The organism is Sphingomonas sp. (assembly GCF_965200135.1).
GTDB lineage: Bacteria > Pseudomonadota > Alphaproteobacteria > Sphingomonadales > Sphingomonadaceae > Sphingomonas.
Genome location: NZ_CBDATK010000005.1, coordinates 116,296 through 133,052 on the forward strand (window position 1 = coordinate 116,296; position 16,757 = coordinate 133,052).

General features: G+C 68.7%; 11 protein-coding genes. 9 read left to right on the top strand and 2 right to left on the bottom strand.

What is annotated here, in order from left to right; all coding sequences use genetic code 11:
* The first annotated feature begins 59 nt into the window (after window positions 1–59).
* Window positions 60–2,651, top strand: a complete 2,592-nt coding sequence (locus tag ACOFKS_RS04540; protein WP_419808059.1) for a M1 family metallopeptidase — start codon at window positions 60–62, stop codon at window positions 2,649–2,651.
* A 176-nt stretch (window positions 2,652–2,827) separates the two neighbouring features.
* Here ACOFKS_RS04540 and acs read toward each other — a convergent pair whose 3' ends face one another.
* Window positions 2,828–4,759, bottom strand: a complete 1,932-nt coding sequence (acs, locus tag ACOFKS_RS04545) for an acetate--CoA ligase (RefSeq protein WP_419808060.1) — start codon at window positions 4,757–4,759, stop codon at window positions 2,828–2,830.
* A gap of 110 nt (window positions 4,760–4,869) precedes the next feature.
* On the opposite strand from acs, the gene ACOFKS_RS04550 reads away from it, so the two are divergent.
* Window positions 4,870–5,127 (top strand): hypothetical protein, encoded by a 258-nt coding sequence (locus ACOFKS_RS04550; protein WP_419808061.1) that lies wholly within the window; start codon window positions 4,870–4,872, stop codon window positions 5,125–5,127.
* A 6-nt stretch (window positions 5,128–5,133) separates the two neighbouring features.
* Here the strand turns inward: ACOFKS_RS04550 and ACOFKS_RS04555 are convergent, their stop codons facing one another.
* A complete protein-coding gene (locus ACOFKS_RS04555; RefSeq protein ID WP_419808062.1) occupies window positions 5,134–6,537 on the bottom strand; it encodes a helix-turn-helix domain-containing protein in 1,404 nt (467 codons plus the stop codon).
* A 141-nt stretch (window positions 6,538–6,678) separates the two neighbouring features.
* On the opposite strand from ACOFKS_RS04555, the gene ACOFKS_RS04560 reads away from it, so the two are divergent.
* The 7 genes from ACOFKS_RS04560 (at window position 6,679) to ACOFKS_RS04590 (ending at window position 16,657) form a co-directional block, all read left to right on the top strand.
* Window positions 6,679–6,843 carry a hypothetical protein gene (locus ACOFKS_RS04560; RefSeq protein ID WP_419808063.1) on the top strand — a complete coding sequence of 55 codons (165 nt, stop codon included), beginning with the start codon at window positions 6,679–6,681 and terminating at the stop codon, window positions 6,841–6,843.
* Window positions 6,844–6,944: 101 nt separating this feature from the next.
* Window positions 6,945–8,540 carry an isocitrate lyase gene (locus ACOFKS_RS04565; RefSeq protein WP_419808064.1) on the top strand — a complete coding sequence of 532 codons (1,596 nt, stop codon included), beginning with the start codon at window positions 6,945–6,947 and terminating at the stop codon, window positions 8,538–8,540.
* Window positions 8,541–8,616: 76 nt separating this feature from the next.
* The gene (locus tag ACOFKS_RS04570; RefSeq protein WP_419808065.1) at window positions 8,617–9,720 is read left to right on the top strand and encodes an NADH:flavin oxidoreductase; all 1,104 of its coding nucleotides are present in this window, start codon (window positions 8,617–8,619) and stop codon (window positions 9,718–9,720) included.
* A 132-nt stretch (window positions 9,721–9,852) separates the two neighbouring features.
* Window positions 9,853–12,666 carry a TonB-dependent receptor gene (locus tag ACOFKS_RS04575; RefSeq protein ID WP_419808066.1) on the top strand — a complete coding sequence of 938 codons (2,814 nt, stop codon included), beginning with the start codon at window positions 9,853–9,855 and terminating at the stop codon, window positions 12,664–12,666.
* A gap of 162 nt (window positions 12,667–12,828) precedes the next feature.
* Window positions 12,829–13,356, top strand: a complete 528-nt coding sequence (locus tag ACOFKS_RS04580) for a 2Fe-2S iron-sulfur cluster-binding protein (RefSeq protein ID WP_419808067.1) — start codon at window positions 12,829–12,831, stop codon at window positions 13,354–13,356.
* A complete protein-coding gene (locus tag ACOFKS_RS04585; protein ID WP_419808068.1) occupies window positions 13,353–14,327 on the top strand; it encodes an FAD binding domain-containing protein in 975 nt (324 codons plus the stop codon). The genes ACOFKS_RS04580 and ACOFKS_RS04585 overlap by 4 nt, the downstream gene beginning before the upstream one ends.
* Window positions 14,324–16,657, top strand: coding sequence for a xanthine dehydrogenase family protein molybdopterin-binding subunit (locus tag ACOFKS_RS04590; RefSeq protein ID WP_419808069.1), 2,334 nt, complete (start codon window positions 14,324–14,326; stop codon window positions 16,655–16,657). The genes ACOFKS_RS04585 and ACOFKS_RS04590 overlap by 4 nt, the downstream gene beginning before the upstream one ends.
* Window positions 16,658–16,757: the final 100 nt, after the last annotated feature.

Genomic DNA, 16,757 nt, shown 5'->3' on the forward strand with positions numbered 1-16,757 from the left:
CCGGTTTCGCTGTCCAGCGGGCGCGGCTATGAGCGCCCTTTGCAAAAGAACAGGTCGCCATGAAAAAGCTTTCCGTCGCCGCGCTGGCGCTGCTCGCCACCACCGCCGCCACCGCGCCCGACACGGGGCGGCTGTCGCGCAGCGCGGTGCCGGTCAGCTACGACATCACCGTCATTCCCGACGCGAAGGCGATGACCTTCACCGGCAGCGAGACGATTGCGGTCGACGTGCGCGAGCCGGTCCGCACCCTGACGCTCAACGCCGCCGATCTCGACGTCACCGCCGCCACGTTCGACGGGGCGAACGCGACGGTGCGGGCGGACACGGACGCGCAGACGCTGACCGTGACCCTGCCGACCACGACCACGGCCGGTCGGCACACGCTGGCGCTGCGGTGGTCGGGCAAGATCAACACGTCCGCCGCCGGGCTGTTCGCGATCGACTACAACAATGCCGACGGCTCGCCGAGCCGGATGCTGGCGACGCAGTTCGAGGCGCCCGACGCGCGCCGCTTCGCCCCGATGTGGGACGAGCCCGACTTCAAGGCGCGGTTCAAGTTGGCGACGATCGCGCCGGCGGGGCAGCTGGCCTTCTCCAACATGCCCGCGACCTCGGTCGCGACCACCGCCGACGGCAAGCAGCTGTATCGGTTCGGCGAGACGCCGGTGATGTCCAGCTACCTGCTGTTCCTCGGCATGGGCGATCTGGAACGCCGCACCGTAATGGCCGGCAAGACCGAGATCGGCGTCATCACCCGGCGCGGCGTGTCGGCGCAGGGTGACTATGCGCTGGCGCAGGCGAAGCGGCTGCTGACCTATTACAACAGCTATTTCGGGCAGCCCTATCCGTTGCCCAAGCTCGACATGATCGCCGGCCCCGGATCGTCGCAGTTCTTCGGCGCGATGGAGAATTGGGGCGCCATCTTCTATTTCGAAAACGAACTGCTGGTCGATCCGGCGCGGACGACGGAGAGCGGGCGGCAGCGCATCTTCACCGTCGTCGCGCACGAGATGGCGCATCAATGGTTCGGCGATCTCGTCACGATGGCGTGGTGGGACGACCTGTGGCTGAACGAAGGCTTCGCCAGCTGGATGGAAGCGAAGAGCGCCGCCGATCTCAATCCCGGCTGGCAGGCGAGCGCGCAGGCGGTGGCCGGCGCGCGCGAGCAGGCGCTGACGCTGGACGCGACGGCGGCGACGCACCCCATCGTCCGCCACGTCGAGACGGTCGATCAGATCAGCGACGCCTTCGACAACATCACCTATGCCAAGGGGCAGGCGGTGATCGGGATGCTGGAGGCGACGCTCGGCCCCGATCGCTTCCGCGACGGCATCCGCCGCTACATGGCGCGCTACAAATACGGCAACACCGTCACCGATCAGCTGTGGGCCGAACTGGCGGCGGCGGCTGGACGGCCGGTCGCGACGGTGGCGCACGATTTCACCTTGCAGGGCGGAGTGCCGCTGGTCAGCGTGACGAACGTCCGCTGCGTCGGCGGGACGGCGACGGCCAGCCTGACGCAGGGCCGCTTCGGTCTCGACGAGGCGTCGAAGGCGCCGCAGACGTGGCATGTGCCGCTGCTCGCCGGCACCGTCGGCGCGCGACCGACCTCGGTCACCGTCACCGGCCCGGCGGCGATGCCGATCCGCACGCCCGGCTGCGGCGCGCTGATCGTCAACGTGGGGAAGGGCAGCTACCTGCGGACGCTCTACGACGAGCCCGCGCATGCCGCGATCGTGCGCGACTATCCGCGTCTGTCACTGAACGACCGGCTCGGCACATTGGGCGACGATTTCGCGTTGGCGGCGGGCGGGTATCAGGACCTGTCGCGCTGGTTCGCGTTGCAGGACCGGATCGGCGCGGGATCGAGCGCGTGGGAATGGAACGTGCTAGCCGATGGGTTGAGCTATCTTCGCAAGCTGTACGCGGGGACCCCGCTGGCGGAGCCGCTGCGCGTTCGCAACCTCGCGCGGTTGTCGCCGGTGCTCCAACGCCTCGGTTATGCCGCCCGTGCGGGTGAGTCGCCGGCGGATACGGTGCTGCGAGAGGAGCTGATCTCGTTCCTGGGCAAGAACGGCGACCCGGCGGTGGTGACGCGGGCGCGCACCTATGTCGCGACGATGCGGTCGAACCCCACCGCGATCCCCGCCGCGATACGGCAGCCGATCCTGGAGACCTTCGCGGCCAACGCGACGGCGGCGGAGTGGGACCAGCTCCAGGCGCTGGCGATGGCGGAGACCAGCCCGGTCGCGAAGAACCGGCTGCTGTCGCTGCTCGGCTCGACCCGCGACGAGGGCAATACGCGCCGCGCGCTGGACCTGCTCGGCACCGACCGACTGACGACGCCGCAAAAGGCGAGCCTGTTGCGGTCGATCGGCAACAACCATCCCGATCTCGCCTTCGACTGGGCGGTGGCCCATGCCGCCCAGGTAAGCGGCTTCGTCGAGGAAAGCTCGCGCGCGCGGTTCGTGCCGTCGCTGGGGCAGGGGTCCAACGATCCCGCGATGCCGGGCAAGATCATGGCTTATGTGAACGGCTCGCTACCCGAAGGCGCGCGCGATGTCGGTCGCCGCACGGTGGCGCAGATCTCGGTGCGAAAGGCGACGGCCGATCGTCTGCGCGCGGCGACGGCGTCGTGGGTAGGCAACTAGCCCTTTCCCGCCTTTTTGCGGGAGAGGGACAGACGCGTCAGCGGCAGGGTGAGGGCACGACGCAGGACCTTTGCGTGCGGTCGGCGTCAAGGCACTCACCGCCGCCACTAGGCCCCGCAAGGGCGGCACCAAGTTCGCCCCTCTCCCGCGAAAGCGGGAGAGGGTAGCGCACCCCATCAACCCACCCGGTTCGCCACCAGCTCGTCGACCACCGCCGGATCGGCCAGCGTCGAGGTGTCGCCCAGGTTCCCCGTGTCGCCCTCCGCGATCTTGCGGAGGATACGCCGCATGATCTTGCCCGACCGCGTCTTCGGCAGCGCGGGCGCGAACTGGAGCGCGTCGGGGGTGGCGATCGGGCCGATATGCTGGCGGACCCACGCCTTCAGCTCGCCGCGCAGGCCCTCGTCCGGCTCGACGCCCGCGTTGGTCGTCACATAGGCGTAGATGCCCTGGCCCTTCACCTCGTGCGGCATCCCGACCACCGCGGCTTCGGCGACCTGCGGGTGGAGCACCAGCGCCGACTCGACCTCCGCCGTCCCCATCCGGTGGCCCGACACGTTGATGACGTCGTCCACCCGCCCGGTGATCCAGTAATAGCCGTCGGCATCGCGGCGGCAGCCGTCGCCGGTGAAATACTTGCCTTCATAGGTCGTGAAATAGGTCTGGAAGAACCGCTCCGGATCGCCCCACACGCCGCGCATCTGGCCGGGCCAGCTCTGGCTGATGACGAGGTTGCCCTCCGCCGCCTTGGTCAGCACCACACCCTCGGCATCGACGATCTGCGGCACGACGCCGAACAGCGGCTTGGTCGCGGAGCCGGGCTTTAGTGCGGTCGCGCCGGGCAGGGGCGCGATCATCGCCCCGCCGGTCTCGGTCTGCCACCAGGTATCGATCACCGGGCAGCGGCCCTCGCCGACGACGTCGTGATACCAGCGCCATGCCTCGGGATTGATCGGCTCGCCGACCGTGCCGAGCAGCTTGAGGCTCGCGCGCGACGTCGCCTGCACCGGCGCATCGCCCTCGCGCATCAGCGCGCGCAGCGCGGTGGGGGCGGTGAAGATGGTGTGGACCTGATGCCGGTCGACGATCTGCCAGATCCGGCTGGCGTCGGGCCAGTTGGGCAGCCCCTCGTACATCAGCGTCGTCGCGCCGTTGGCGAGCGGACCGTAGAGGATGTAGCTGTGGCCGGTGACCCAGCCGATGTCGGCCGCGCACCACCAGACGTCTCCCGGACGATAGTCGAAACACCATTCGTGCGTGCAGGCGGCCCACAGCAGATAGCCCGCCGTGGTGTGCATCACACCCTTGGGCTGGCCGGTGGAGCCGGAGGTGTAGAGCAGGAACAGCGGGTCTTCCGCCGCCATCGGCTCGGCCGGGCAATTGTCGGCGACACCGGCCGCCGCCTCGTCATACCAGCAGTCGCGCTCGCCCATCCGGACGGCGGCGCCGGTCGCGCGGACCACGATCACGCGGTCGATCGCGACCCGCTCGGCGGCGGCGTCGACGTTCGCCTTCAGCGGCACGCGCTTGCCACCGCGCCGCCCCTCGTCGGCCGTGACGACGACGCGCGACCCGCAATCCTCCATCCGCCCGGCCAGCGCCTCGGGCGAGAAGCCGCCGAACACCACCGAATGCACCGCGCCGATCCGCGCGCAGGCGAGCACCGCGAAGGCGGCCTCCGGGATCATCGGCAGATAGATCGTGACGCGGTCGCCCCTGGCGACGCCCTGCGCCTTGAGCACGTTGGCGAAGCGGCAGACTTCGCGATGGAGGTCGCGATAGGTGAAGCGGCGCGGCTCTTCGGACGGTTCGTCCGGCTCCCAGATCAGCGCGATCTGATCGCCGCGCGTCGCCAGGTGCCGGTCGATGCAGTTGACCGAGGCGTTGAGCACGCCGTCGGCGAACCATTTGATGTGAAAGTCCTTCTTTCCGAACGACCAGTCGCCCGCGATCGTCGGCTTGCGGGTCCAGTCGAGCCGCTCCGCCTGTTCCATCCAGAAGGCGGCGGGCGCGCTGACCGAGCGTTCGTAGAGCCGCTTGTACTCGGCCTCGTCGATGCGGGCGTGCGACGCCCAGTGCGACGGAACGGGATAGGTCTGGTCGGTCATGGGGCCTCGAGTCAGGGGCAATGTCGCCCTAGCTACCGGGTTCGGGGCGCAGCGGAAAGCATCGCGTCGATGCGTTCGGGCGGGTAGGAGCGGTGGGGCAGGAGGTGCCGATGGCCGACGATTATGCCCATGGCCGCCGCGACGGGCTGCGGCTCGCGCTGGCGCTGCTGGCGGCGGAGGAGGCGAAATGGGAGGTCCTGCTCGGCGAGAGCCGGTCGGGACGGACCAACGCGATCCGTCAGGTGCGGTACAAGACGTTGCAGGTGGCGCAGAAGCGGGTGCGGACCGTGCTCAACCGGCTGACGCCGAAGGACGATGCGCCGATGAGCACGGAGCTGGCGACGGCGCTGGAGGAGGCGGGGCTCTGACGCCCGTCAGTCGATCGTGTCGCCCGCGAAGCTGAAGGCGGAGGCACCGCGCTCGCGATCGTTGACCACCAGCGCGCGGCCGGCGGGGGCGGCGGATCGTTGCGGGCAGCCGGCGCGCAGGCAGGCGGTGCAGCCGAGCCCGATCGGCGTCGCCGCGCCGTTCAGGTCGGTGCCGCGCGCCGCGCTCAACTCCCGCGCCTGATCGGCGGCAAGGCCGATGCCGACCGCGAACTCCGCCGTCACGTCCGCCTGCGCGCCGCCCGAGCGGCCGCCGGGCGCCTGCACCACGCGCGCCTGCGTGAACCAGCGCGATCCGTCCTCCAGCTCGACCAGCTGGAGCGTCTCGTCGGCCGCGCGATCGAACGCGCGATGAAGGCGCCACAGCGGGCACCGCCCCTCCGCCTCCGCCAGCATCGTGCCGCTCGCCCCGACGAAGCGCTTCGAACATTGCCCCGCCCGGTCGATCCGGATCATGAAAAAGGACAGCCCGCGTCCGCCGACACGTTGCAGCGTCGTCAGCCGGTGGGCGACCTGCTCGAACCCCGCACCGAACCGGCGTTGCAGCACGTCGACGTCATAGCCGGTCGTCTCGCACGCGCGCAGAAACCGGGCATACGGCATCATCACCGCGGCGGCGAAATAGCCATGGAGATGCCGTCGCAACAATCGCTCGACGATCCGGTCCGTCATCCCCGCACCCCGGACCAGCGCGTCGACCTCGCCGCGCGCCTCCAGCTGCGCGATCTGGAAGGCGAGGGCGAAGGTGCGGCTGGGCGCGTCCAGCATCTCGCTCAGCTGCAACTGCCGCGCGTGGAGATCGAGCCGGCGCAGCACGTCGGGCAGCACGTCGACCGGCAGGACGCGCAGCGAGATGCCGTGTTTGACGCGCAGCCGATCGACCAGCGCACCGAACAGGTCCGCGCCGACCAGCCGCAGTTCGTCCGCCAGCGTCTCGGCGGCGGCGTCGAGGTCTGCGAAATGGTTGCGCCAGCGCTCGATCTCGCGCCGCGCGAGCGCCATCGGGTCGTCCGCCGCCGCGCCGCGATGCGTGCCCGCGCCGCCGCGATCGAACGCGCGTGCGAACGCCTCCGCCCCGCCGGGTGCCGCCGCCAGCCACTCGGCGACCTCGTGCCGGTCGATCTCCAGGTCGGCGAACAGCGGATCGGCGAGCCGCCGGCGCAGCGCCTCCGCGCCGCCGCCGGGCTCGGCCGCCGCCAGCGAACGGGGATCGAAGTCGAACCGCTCCGCAAGCTTCACCAGCAGCCCCGACGGCAGCGCGCGCTGATCGCGCTCGATCAGATTGAGGTAGCTCGGCGAGATGCCCAGCGCCTCGGCCATGGCGGCCTGCGTCAGCCCCGACCGCCGCCGCAACCGCCGCACCGCATGTCCGGCAAGAACCTTCTCGCGCATCGCAGCTTTCAGCAAACATCTTTACAATCGCGGCTGTTCTACACTGATTTTGCAGACCCCGCGACACGAAAGTCGGACGGTAGGCTGTTAGCACCGATCAAATTGTCGATTACGGCACCTCCACCAACGAGGAGCACGACCATGTCGACCGACACCCGCGAGCCGCCCCGTGCGCGCGCGGTCTTCACCACCGAGGACTTCGCGCTGATGAAGGAAGCGGTAGCCAGCTACGTCCAGCAGATCGCCGACGATCCCCGCTCGGCGAAGTTCTCCAGCCTCTACCACCGGCTCGGTCGCCTCGACTGACGCCCACGCTTTCCTGGGGAGGAAAGGTGATCGCCGACGCGGGGTTCTCGCGTCGGCGGTCATTCCTCTCCCGCCCGTCTCGAGAACAAGGATTTCGCATCGTGACCTACCAGGACAACATCGCCCACGCCGGCCAGCTGATCGGCAGCCACAACGGCACCTGGGACGGGATCGACGCGGAGTCGGTGGCGCGGATGCAGTTGCAGAACCGCTTTCGCACCGGGCTCGACATCGCGCGCTATACCGCCGGGATCATGCGCCGCGACATGGCCGCCTATGACGCCGACCCCGCCGCCTACACCCAGTCGCTGGGCTGCTGGCACGGCTTCATCGGGCAGCAGAAGCTCATCAGCATCAAGAAGCATTTCGGCACCACCAAGCGCCGTTACCTGTATCTATCCGGCTGGATGGTCGCGGCGCTGCGGTCCGACTTCGGTCCGTTGCCCGATCAGTCGATGCACGAGAAGACCAGCGTGCCGGCGCTGATCGAGGAGCTTTACACCTTCCTCAAGCAGGCGGACGCGCGCGAGCTCGGCATGATGTTCCGCGACCTCGACCACGCCCGCGACGCCGGCAACGAGGTCGAGGCGCAGCGGCTCGTCAAGGCGATCGACGGCTATGAGACCCACGTCGTGCCGATCATCGCCGATATCGACGCGGGCTTCGGCAACGCGGAGGCGACCTATCTGCTCGCCAAGAAGATGATCGAGGCCGGTGCCTGCGCGCTCCAGATCGAGAATCAGGTCTCCGACGAGAAGCAGTGCGGGCATCAGGACGGCAAGGTCACCGTGCCGCACGAGGACTTTCTCGCGAAGGTGCGCGCCTGCCGCTACGCCTTTCTGGAGATGGGTGTCGACGACGGCATCATCGTCACGCGCACCGACTCGCTTGGCGCGGGTCTGACCAAGCAGATCGCGTTTTCCAAGGAAGCCGGCGACATCGGCGACCAGTATAACGCCTTCCTCGATTGCGAGGAGGTGACCGACCTCTCCTCGTTGCGCGGCGACGTGGTGATCGAGCGTGACGGCAAGCTGATGCGCCCCAAGCGCCTGCCGTCCAACCTGTTCCAGTTCCGCGAAGGCACCGGCGCCGACCGCTGCGTGCTCGACTGCATCACCTCGCTCCAGCACGGCGCCGACCTGTTGTGGATCGAGACGGAGAAGCCGCACATCGAGCAGATCGCGTCGATGGTCGACCGCATCCGCGAGGTGATCCCCAACGCCAAACTGGTCTACAACAACTCGCCCTCGTTCAACTGGACGCTCAACTTTCGCCAGCAGGTGTTCGACGCCTGGTCGGAGGCGGGCAGGGACGTGGCCGCGTACGACCGCGCCCGGCTGATGAGCGTCGACTATGACGAGACCGATCTTGCCGCCGAGGCCGACGAGCGCATCCGCACCTTTCAGAAGGATGCCGCCGCGCGCGCGGGCATCTTCCACCACCTCATCACGCTGCCGACCTATCACACCGCGGCGCTGTCGACCGACAACCTGGCCAAGGAGTATTTCGGCGAGGCGGGGATGCTCGGCTACGTCAAGGGCGTGCAGCGCAAGGAGATCCGCGAGGGGATCGCCTGCGTGAAGCATCAGAACATGTCGGGCTCCGACGTCGGCGACGACCACAAGGAGTATTTCGCCGGCGAGGCCGCGCTGAAGGCGGGTGGTTCGCACAACACGATGAACCAGTTCGCCGCCTGACAAGGCAAGATAGGGTGACACGCCTGCCTCGTCTGGGGCAGGCGTGTGACGTTTCCCGGCGAGGAGTGATGCGCGCGTGACCGATGGCCTGTTCTCCCCTTTTTTCTACAAATCGCTGACGCTCGCCAACCGCATCGTCATGGCGCCGATGACGCGGTCGCATTCGCCCGGCGGCGTGCCGACGCAGGAGGTCGCCGCCTATTACCGCCGACGCGCGGCGGCCGACGTCGGCCTGATCGTCTCGGAAGGCACCGGCGTGAACCGTCCCGCCTCGCTCAACGACCCGAACGTGCCCCGCTTCCACGGCGAGGCGGAGCTGGCCGGGTGGCAGCACGTCATCGACGAGGTTCATGCGGTCGGCGGCGTGATGGCGCCGCAGCTCTGGCACGTCGGCGGGGTGCGGACACGCCACGACAGCTGGACCCCGCCCGGCCCCTATGACAGCCCCTCCGGCCTCTCCCGTCCCGGCAAGACGTTCGGCCAGGCGATGGCCGATCACGAGGTCGCCGACGCGATCGCCGCGTTCGCGCAAGCCGCGGCGGATGCCAAGCGGCTCGGGTTCGAGGCGGTCGAGCTGCACGGCGCGCACGGCTATCTGATCGACCAGTTCTTCTGGGAGGGCACCAACGAGCGAGCCGACCCCTATGGCGGCCCCTCGCTGGTCGAGCGCTCGCGCTTCGCCGCCGACATCCTCCGCGCGGTCCGCGCCGCCGTCGGCCCGGACTATCCGATCATCATCCGGCTCAGCCAGTGGAAGCAGCAGGATTATGCCGTCCGCATGGCGAACTCGCCCGCGGAAATGCAGGTGTGGTTGGGCACGCTGGTCGATGCCGGCGCCGACATCCTGCACTGTTCGCAACGCCGCTTCTGGGAGCCCGAGTTCGCCGACGACGGCTCCGACCTCAACTTCGCCGGGTGGGCGAAGCAGCTGACCGGGCGACCGACGATCACCGTCGGATCGGTCGGGTTGTCGGGTGAGTTCATCGCGGCCTTCGGTGGCGAGGGGTCCGAGCCTGCGTCGCTGGACGAGCTGTTGCGGCGGCTCGATCGCGGCGACTTCGACCTGGTCGGCGTCGGGCGCGCGTTGTTGCAGGACCCGCTCTGGGCGACCAAGGTCAAGGAAGGCCGCACCGACGAACTGCACTCGTTTCGGCAGGCCGCGCTGGCGACCTTGTCCTGACCGGAGCGCCCGGACGACCGACCGGCATCGCGCCGTAGCAACACAATAAAACGCTAGACGTGGATCACGGCACTCCTTAGGCGCGCCGCCCTGAAGCGTGATCGAACATGCTGTACTAGGAGAGAGTTTTTGATGCGTCCGTTTGCCGTGCTGTTGTCGACCACCGCCATCGTTCTTGCCGCTCCCGCCGTCGCGCAGGATGCACCGACCACGCCCCAACAGGCCCAAGTGCCGGCGCAGGGCACCGCCAACGCCGACGTGCAGCAGCAGACCCCGGCGGCGACCGATGCCGACACCACGCAGACGACGGCGGCCGACGAGCCGACCAACACGCGCGACATCATCGTCACCGCGACCCGCCGGTCGGAGCGGCTGTCCAACGTGCCGATCGCGGTGTCCGCGGTCAGCCAGGAGACGCTGCAGAACTCCGGCGCGAACGACATCCGCGGTCTGACGCAACTCGCGCCGTCGCTGCTCGTCTCGTCGACCGGCAACGAAGCCAACGCCTCCGCGCGCGTGCGCGGCATCGGCACCGTCGGCGACAATCCCGGCCTGGAAAGCTCGGTCGCGGTGTTCATCGACGGGGTCTATCGCAGCCGCACCGGCTCCGGGCTCAACGACTTGGGCGAGGTCGACCGTATCGAGGTGCTGCGCGGGCCGCAGGGCACGCTGTTCGGCCGCAACGCCTCGGCGGGCCTCATCAACATCATCACCAAGGCGCCCGACTTCGACTTCGGCGGCTATGGCGAGGCGACCTACGGCAACTACAACAACGTCCGCCTTGCCGGCGCGGTGACCGGCCCGATCATCGCCGACAAGCTCGCCTTCCGCATCGACGGTGTCTACAACCGCCGCGACGGCTATCTGTACGACGTCGTCAACCGCACCGATTACAACGACCGCAACCGCTACTTCGTACGCGGGCAGTTGCTGTTCAAGCCGTCGAGCGACGTCACGGTCCGCCTCATCGGCGACTACACGCATCGCGACGAAAAGTGCTGCGGCGCGGTGTATGTCGATCTGCGCGAGAAGACCGATCCAACGCCGGGCGTACCGGGCGATTTCGCGATCAATCCGGCCGGCAACCGCATCGTCCAGGTCATGCAGTCGCTGGGCGCCGTATTCCCCTCGGCGGGCGATCCCTACAACCGCCGCATCGCGATCTCGCCGGGCCGTGCCTATTCCAACGTCACCACCGATTACGGCGGGTCGATGGAGATCGATTGGAACCTGGGTGGCGCCGCACTGACGTCGATCACCGCCTATCGCGAGTACAAGGCGGACGGTGCGGGCGACTTCGACTACGGCAACGTCGACATCACCTATCGCCCGAACGACGGCAATGCGTTCCGTCAGTTCCACACCTTTACGCAGGAGCTGCGGCTGAACGGCGAGCTGTTCGGCGGCAAGCTGAATTGGCTGGTCGGCGGCTATTATTCGAACGAGGACCTGGTGGTCCGCGACAACATCAAGTTCGGGACGCAATACGGCGCCTTCGCGGCGTGCCGCCTGGTCGCGACCGCCAACCCGGCGGCGGCGCTCCGCAATCCCGCCAATCCGGGCTGCCTGTCGACCGCGCTGGTCGCGCCGGGCGTCACCGCCCGTGCCGCCTTCGGCGCCAATTTCGGCCCGGCGGGCGCGGCGGTGCTGGCGGGACTGGACCGGCTGTCGACGCTCAACGATCTGGGTGACAACCGTGCGGACTATATCCAGGACAGCGAGAATTATGCGTTTTTCACGCACAACATCTTCAAGCTGACCGACCGCCTGTCGCTGACCGCCGGGCTTCGCTACACGCACGAGCAGAAGGACTTCCACGCGACCTTCAGCAACAACAACACGATCTGCCCTGTGCAACAGGCGGCGCTGAGCCCGCTGTTGTCGAACGCCGCACTGGCGAGCTTCGCGGGCGGCATCATCACGCTGACCTGCACCGGCAATTCCAGCTCCGCGCTGAACGGGCTGAACCTGCAGAACCGGCTGAGCGAGAGCCAGCTGACCGGCACCGGCGTCGTATCGTACAAGCCGCTCGACAATGTGCTGGTCTATGGCAGCTACTCGCGCGGCTATAAGGCGGGCGGGTATAATCTGGACCGGTCGGATCTGGGTTCCGCGCTGTTCCCGCGCACCAATGCCGACGCCGCGAACCTGCGGTTCGATCCCGAGCTGGTCAACAGCTACGAGGCGGGCGTGAAGTTCACCTCGCCACGGTTCACGCTCAACGTCGCGGCGTTCCGGTCGGACTTCAAGAACTTCCAGCTCAACACGTTCAACGGCACCGTGTTCGTGGTCCAGAACATCGGCAGCTGCTCGACCAGCCTCAACGGCGCCGACACCGACGCCAGCGCCACCACCGGCACCTGCTCCGGCAAGGTCGGTGCGGGCGTCCGCAGCCAGGGCGTCGAGCTGGAGGCGGGGCTGTATCCCGCGCGCAATTTCGCGGTCAACCTTGGCTATACCTTCGCCGACACGAAGTTCCGCCGCAACCTGGTCGGCAGCGCGGCGGGGGAGGCGCTCGACCCGGCGCTGTTCCTGCTGGCGGGCAACCAGCTCTCCAACGCACCGCGCAACACCGCGACCGCGTCCGTCAGCTGGACGCCGGAGCTGGGCGCTTCCGGGCTGTCCGCGCTGTTCTACGTCGATGGCCGCATGACGTCGGACTACAACACCGGCTCCGACCTGTTCTATGAAAAGGAGCAGGACGGCTTCTTCGTCGCCAACGCCCGCATCGGCCTGCGCGGCCCCGACCGCCGCTGGTCGCTGGAGGCGTTCGTACTCAACGTCTTCGACCAGGATTATCAGCAGGTCGCCTTTAACGCGCCGTTCCAGGGCGCGGGCTCGCTCGCGCAGACCGTCAAGTTCGGGACGTCGCCGGCGAACCAGGTATTCTCCAGCTATCTGGCCGAGCCGCGCACCTATGGCCTGACGCTCCGCACGCGCTTCTGAGCCCCGACATCCAAGAGGGGACCGTCCACCCGATCGGGCGGATGGTCCCCTCTTCGACGGTCAGGCCTTGCGCATCGGCGCGGGCCAAGAGAATGGCTCGCAATTGGAACCTGCTGCCGCTCATCGGGCTTTGGCCAGTATCATCTGTCCGAGGTCCGTTTCATGTCGATCACCGTCAACGGCCGTGCCGTCGATCCGCCCGCCGACCCGCGCGTTTCGATGCTCGATTTCCTGCGCGAGCATTTGCACCTGACCGGCTCCAAGAAGGGCTGCAACCAAGGGGCGTGCGGCGCGTGTACCGTGCTGGTCGATGGCGAACGGGTGCTGTCGTGCCTCAGCCTCGCGGTCCAGTATGACGGACGGAAGGTCACGACGGTCGAGGGGCTGGCGGGCGAGGGCGGGCTGCACCCGTTGCAGCGCGCCTTTATCGAACATGACGGGTTCCAGTGCGGCTATTGCACGCCGGGGCAGATCTGCGCGGGCGTGGCGATGGCCGGCGAGATCGCGCGCGGGGTGCCGAGCCTGGTCACCGCCGATCTCGGCGCCGAGCAGATCGCGCTGACCCGCGAGGAGGTGCAGGAGCGGATGAGCGGCAATCTGTGCCGCTGCGGCGCCTATAACGGCATCGTGGAGGCGATCACGGAGTACGCCGCCGCCGAACAGCCTCGCGCGCAGGAGATGGCGGCGTGACCCCGTTCAGCTATGCGCGCGCGGGTGACGCGGGCGAGGCGCTGCGGCTGGGCGCCATCGCCGGAACGAAGTTCCTCGGCGGCGGCACCAACCTGATCGACCTGATGCGCGAGACGATCGAGGCGCCCGCCGCGCTGGTCGACGTCACCGGGCTGTCCGATGCGATCGAGGGCACCGACGACGGCGGGCTGATGATCGGCGGTGCCGCGCGTAACACCGCGATCGCGGCGGACCGCCGGGTGCGGACGCGCTATCCGGTGCTGGCGCGCGCGATCCTGGCGGGCGCGTCGACGCAGATCAGGAACATGGCGACGACCGGCGGCAACCTGCTGCAACGGACGCGCTGCACCTATTTCTACGATAACGAGGGATCGCGCTGCAACAAGCGGTCGCCGGGGCAGGGTTGCGACGCGATCGAGGGCTTCAACCGCATTCATGCCATCCTCGGCGCGTCCGACAGCTGCGTCGCGACGCATCCGTCCGACATGTGCGTGGCGCTGGCGGCGCTCGATGCGGTCGTGCATCTGGCGGGCGACGGCGGCAGGCGGACGGTGCCGCTGGTCGATTTCCACCGCCTGCCGGGCGACGCGCCCGAGGTGGATACGGTGATCCGGCCGGGCGAACTCATCACCGGCGTGGCGCTGCCGCCCCTCGGCGACGGGATGCGCTCGACCTATCGCAAGGTGCGCGACCGGGCGTCCTATGCCTTTGCGCTGGTGTCGGTCGCCGCCGTGCTGGAGGTCGAGGGCGGCACGGTCAAGGAGGTGCGGATCGCGCTCGGCGGCGTCGCGCACAAGCCGTGGCGCGCGTCGAAAGCGGAGGCCGCGCTGCGTGGGCAATCGGCGACGGCGGCGAACTTCCGCGCGGCGGCCGAAGCGGAGCTGGCCGATGCGCGGCCGCTGCGGGACAATGGCTTCAAGGTGGAGCTGGCGACGCGGACGATCGCGGCGGTGCTGGAGGAATTGGCATGAGCGTTCTCGGTGATGCCAAGGCGTCCGTACAGGGCGCGGTGCAGGACGTGATGAAGAAGGCGCTGGCGCTCGCGCCCGACAGCTGGATGCCGGGCGGCGTTCCCGACCCGCTGATCGAGCACAAGCACGGTCTCATCGGCGCGCAGGTCAGCCGCATCGACGGTCCATTGAAGGTCGCGGGCGGCGCGCGCTTCGCCGCCGAGTTCCCGATGACGGGGATGCTCTACGCCGCTGTCGCGTGGAGCACGATCGCACGCGGGCGGATCGACGTGATCGACGTCGCCGCGGCGGAGGCGGCACCCGGCGTCCGCCTGGTGATGACGCACCTCAACGCGCCCAAGATGAAGCCGCTGCCGATCTTCGGCTCGGAGAGCCGCGCCGTCGGCCCCGACGGGCTGGCGATCATGCAGGACGCGCGCATCCACTGGAACGGGCAGGCGGTGGCGGTGGTGCTCGCCGACACGCAGGAGCAAGCGGATCATGCCAAGTCGCTGCTGCGCGTCACCTATCTGGAGGACGAGGCGTTCACCAATCTGGCGCAGGCCACCGCGCGCGGCTGTGACCCGGCGATGTTCCAGGGCGAGCCGCTGAAGCGCAAGAAGGGCGATGCAGAGGCGGCGTTCGATGCCGCGCCGGTCAAGGTCGACCGGCATTACTCGACGCCGCGCCACAACCACAGCCCGATCGAGCTGCATGGCGTGACGCTCGCCTGGGAGGGCGACACGCTGCGTATCCACGACGCCAGTCAGGCGGTGGTGCAGAGCGCGTGGACGATGGCGCAGGTGTTCGACCTCGAACCCGAGCAGGTCCATGTCAGCTCGCCCTATGTCGGCGGCGGCTTCGGCAGCAAGGTGCTGTGGCACCACCATGTGCTGGGCGCGGCGGCGGCGAAGCTGGCGGGCAAGCCCGTCCGCATGGCGCTGTCGCGCGAGGGCGTGTTCCGTACCGTCGGCGGCCGCACCTCGACCGAGCAGCGCGTGGCGATCGGGGCGGAGAAGGACGGCCGCTTCACCGCGTTGATCCACACCGGCGTCACCCCCAAGGCGACGCACAACATGATGCCGGAGCCGTTCACGGTCGGCACGCAGTGCACCTATGCGGCCGAGAACGTGCTGCTCGACCAGCACACGACGGACCTCAACATGGTCGCCAACACCTTCATGCGCGCGCCGGGCGAGGCGGTGGGGACGTTCGCGCTCGAGTCGGCGGTGGACGAGCTGGCGGAGGAGCTGGGCCTCGACCCGATCGAGCTTCGCATCACCAACGAGCCCGAGCGCGATCCGACCACTGACCTGCCCTTCTCGTCGCGGCACATCGTGCAGGCATGGCGCGATGGTGCGGCGCGGTTCGGATGGGCCGAGCGTCAGGCGACGCCGGGCGCGACGCGCGACGGCGAGTGGCTGGTCGGGATGGGCTGCGCGACCGCGACCTATCCCTATTACCGGATGCCGGGCGGCAAGGCGACGCTGACGGTGACCCGTGACGGGCGCGCCCGCGTCGCGATCGCCGCGCATGAGATGGGGATGGGCACCGCGACGACGCATGCGATGATCGTCGCCGAGCGGCTGGGCCTGCCGATGGAACAGGTCACGGTCGATTACGGCGACTCCGGCCTGTCCGGCACGTTCCTGGCGGGCGGGTCGTCGCAGACCGCGTCGATCGGCGCGGCGGTGATCGCGGCGCAGCAGGCGCTGACGACCGAACTGCTGAAGCTGGCCGGCAACGACTCGCCGCTCGCCGGGCTGAAGGCGGACGAGGTCGGCGGACAGGACGGCGGCTTGTGCAAGCTGGACGATCCGTCGCGGTGCGAAAGCTATGCCTCGATCCTGACCCGCGCGCATCGCGACGAGATCAGCGTCGAGGGTACGGCATCGCCGCCGCTGGAGACGCAGCACTGGTCGATGCACTCGTTCGGCGCGGTGTTCTGCGAGGTGCGGGTCAATGCCGTCACCGGCGAGCTGCGCGTCGCGCGCATCCTCGGCTCCTACGACTGCGGGCGGATCATCAACGCCAAGACCGCGATGAGCCAGTTCCGCGGCGGCATCGTCATGGGGCTGGGCCTCGCGATGATGGAGCACACCGAGTTCGACGAGCGCAACGGCCGGATCATGAACCCCAGCCTCGCCGAATATCATGTCCCCGTGCACATGGACGTGCCCGAGATCGACGTGATCTGGACCGACATCGCCGACCCGCACACGCCGATGGGCGCGCGCGGGATCGGTGAGATCGGCATCACCGGCGTCGGCGCGGCGGTGGCAAACGCGGTCTACAATGCGACGGGCAAGCGGGTGCGCGACCTGCCGATCACGCTGGACAAGTTGCTGTAGCGGTCAGCGCAGTTTTCCTTCGTCACCGCGGCCTTGACCCGGGGTCCCGCTTCTTCTTCACCGGGGCAAGGCAGAGGGCCCCCGGCTCAGGGCCGGGGCG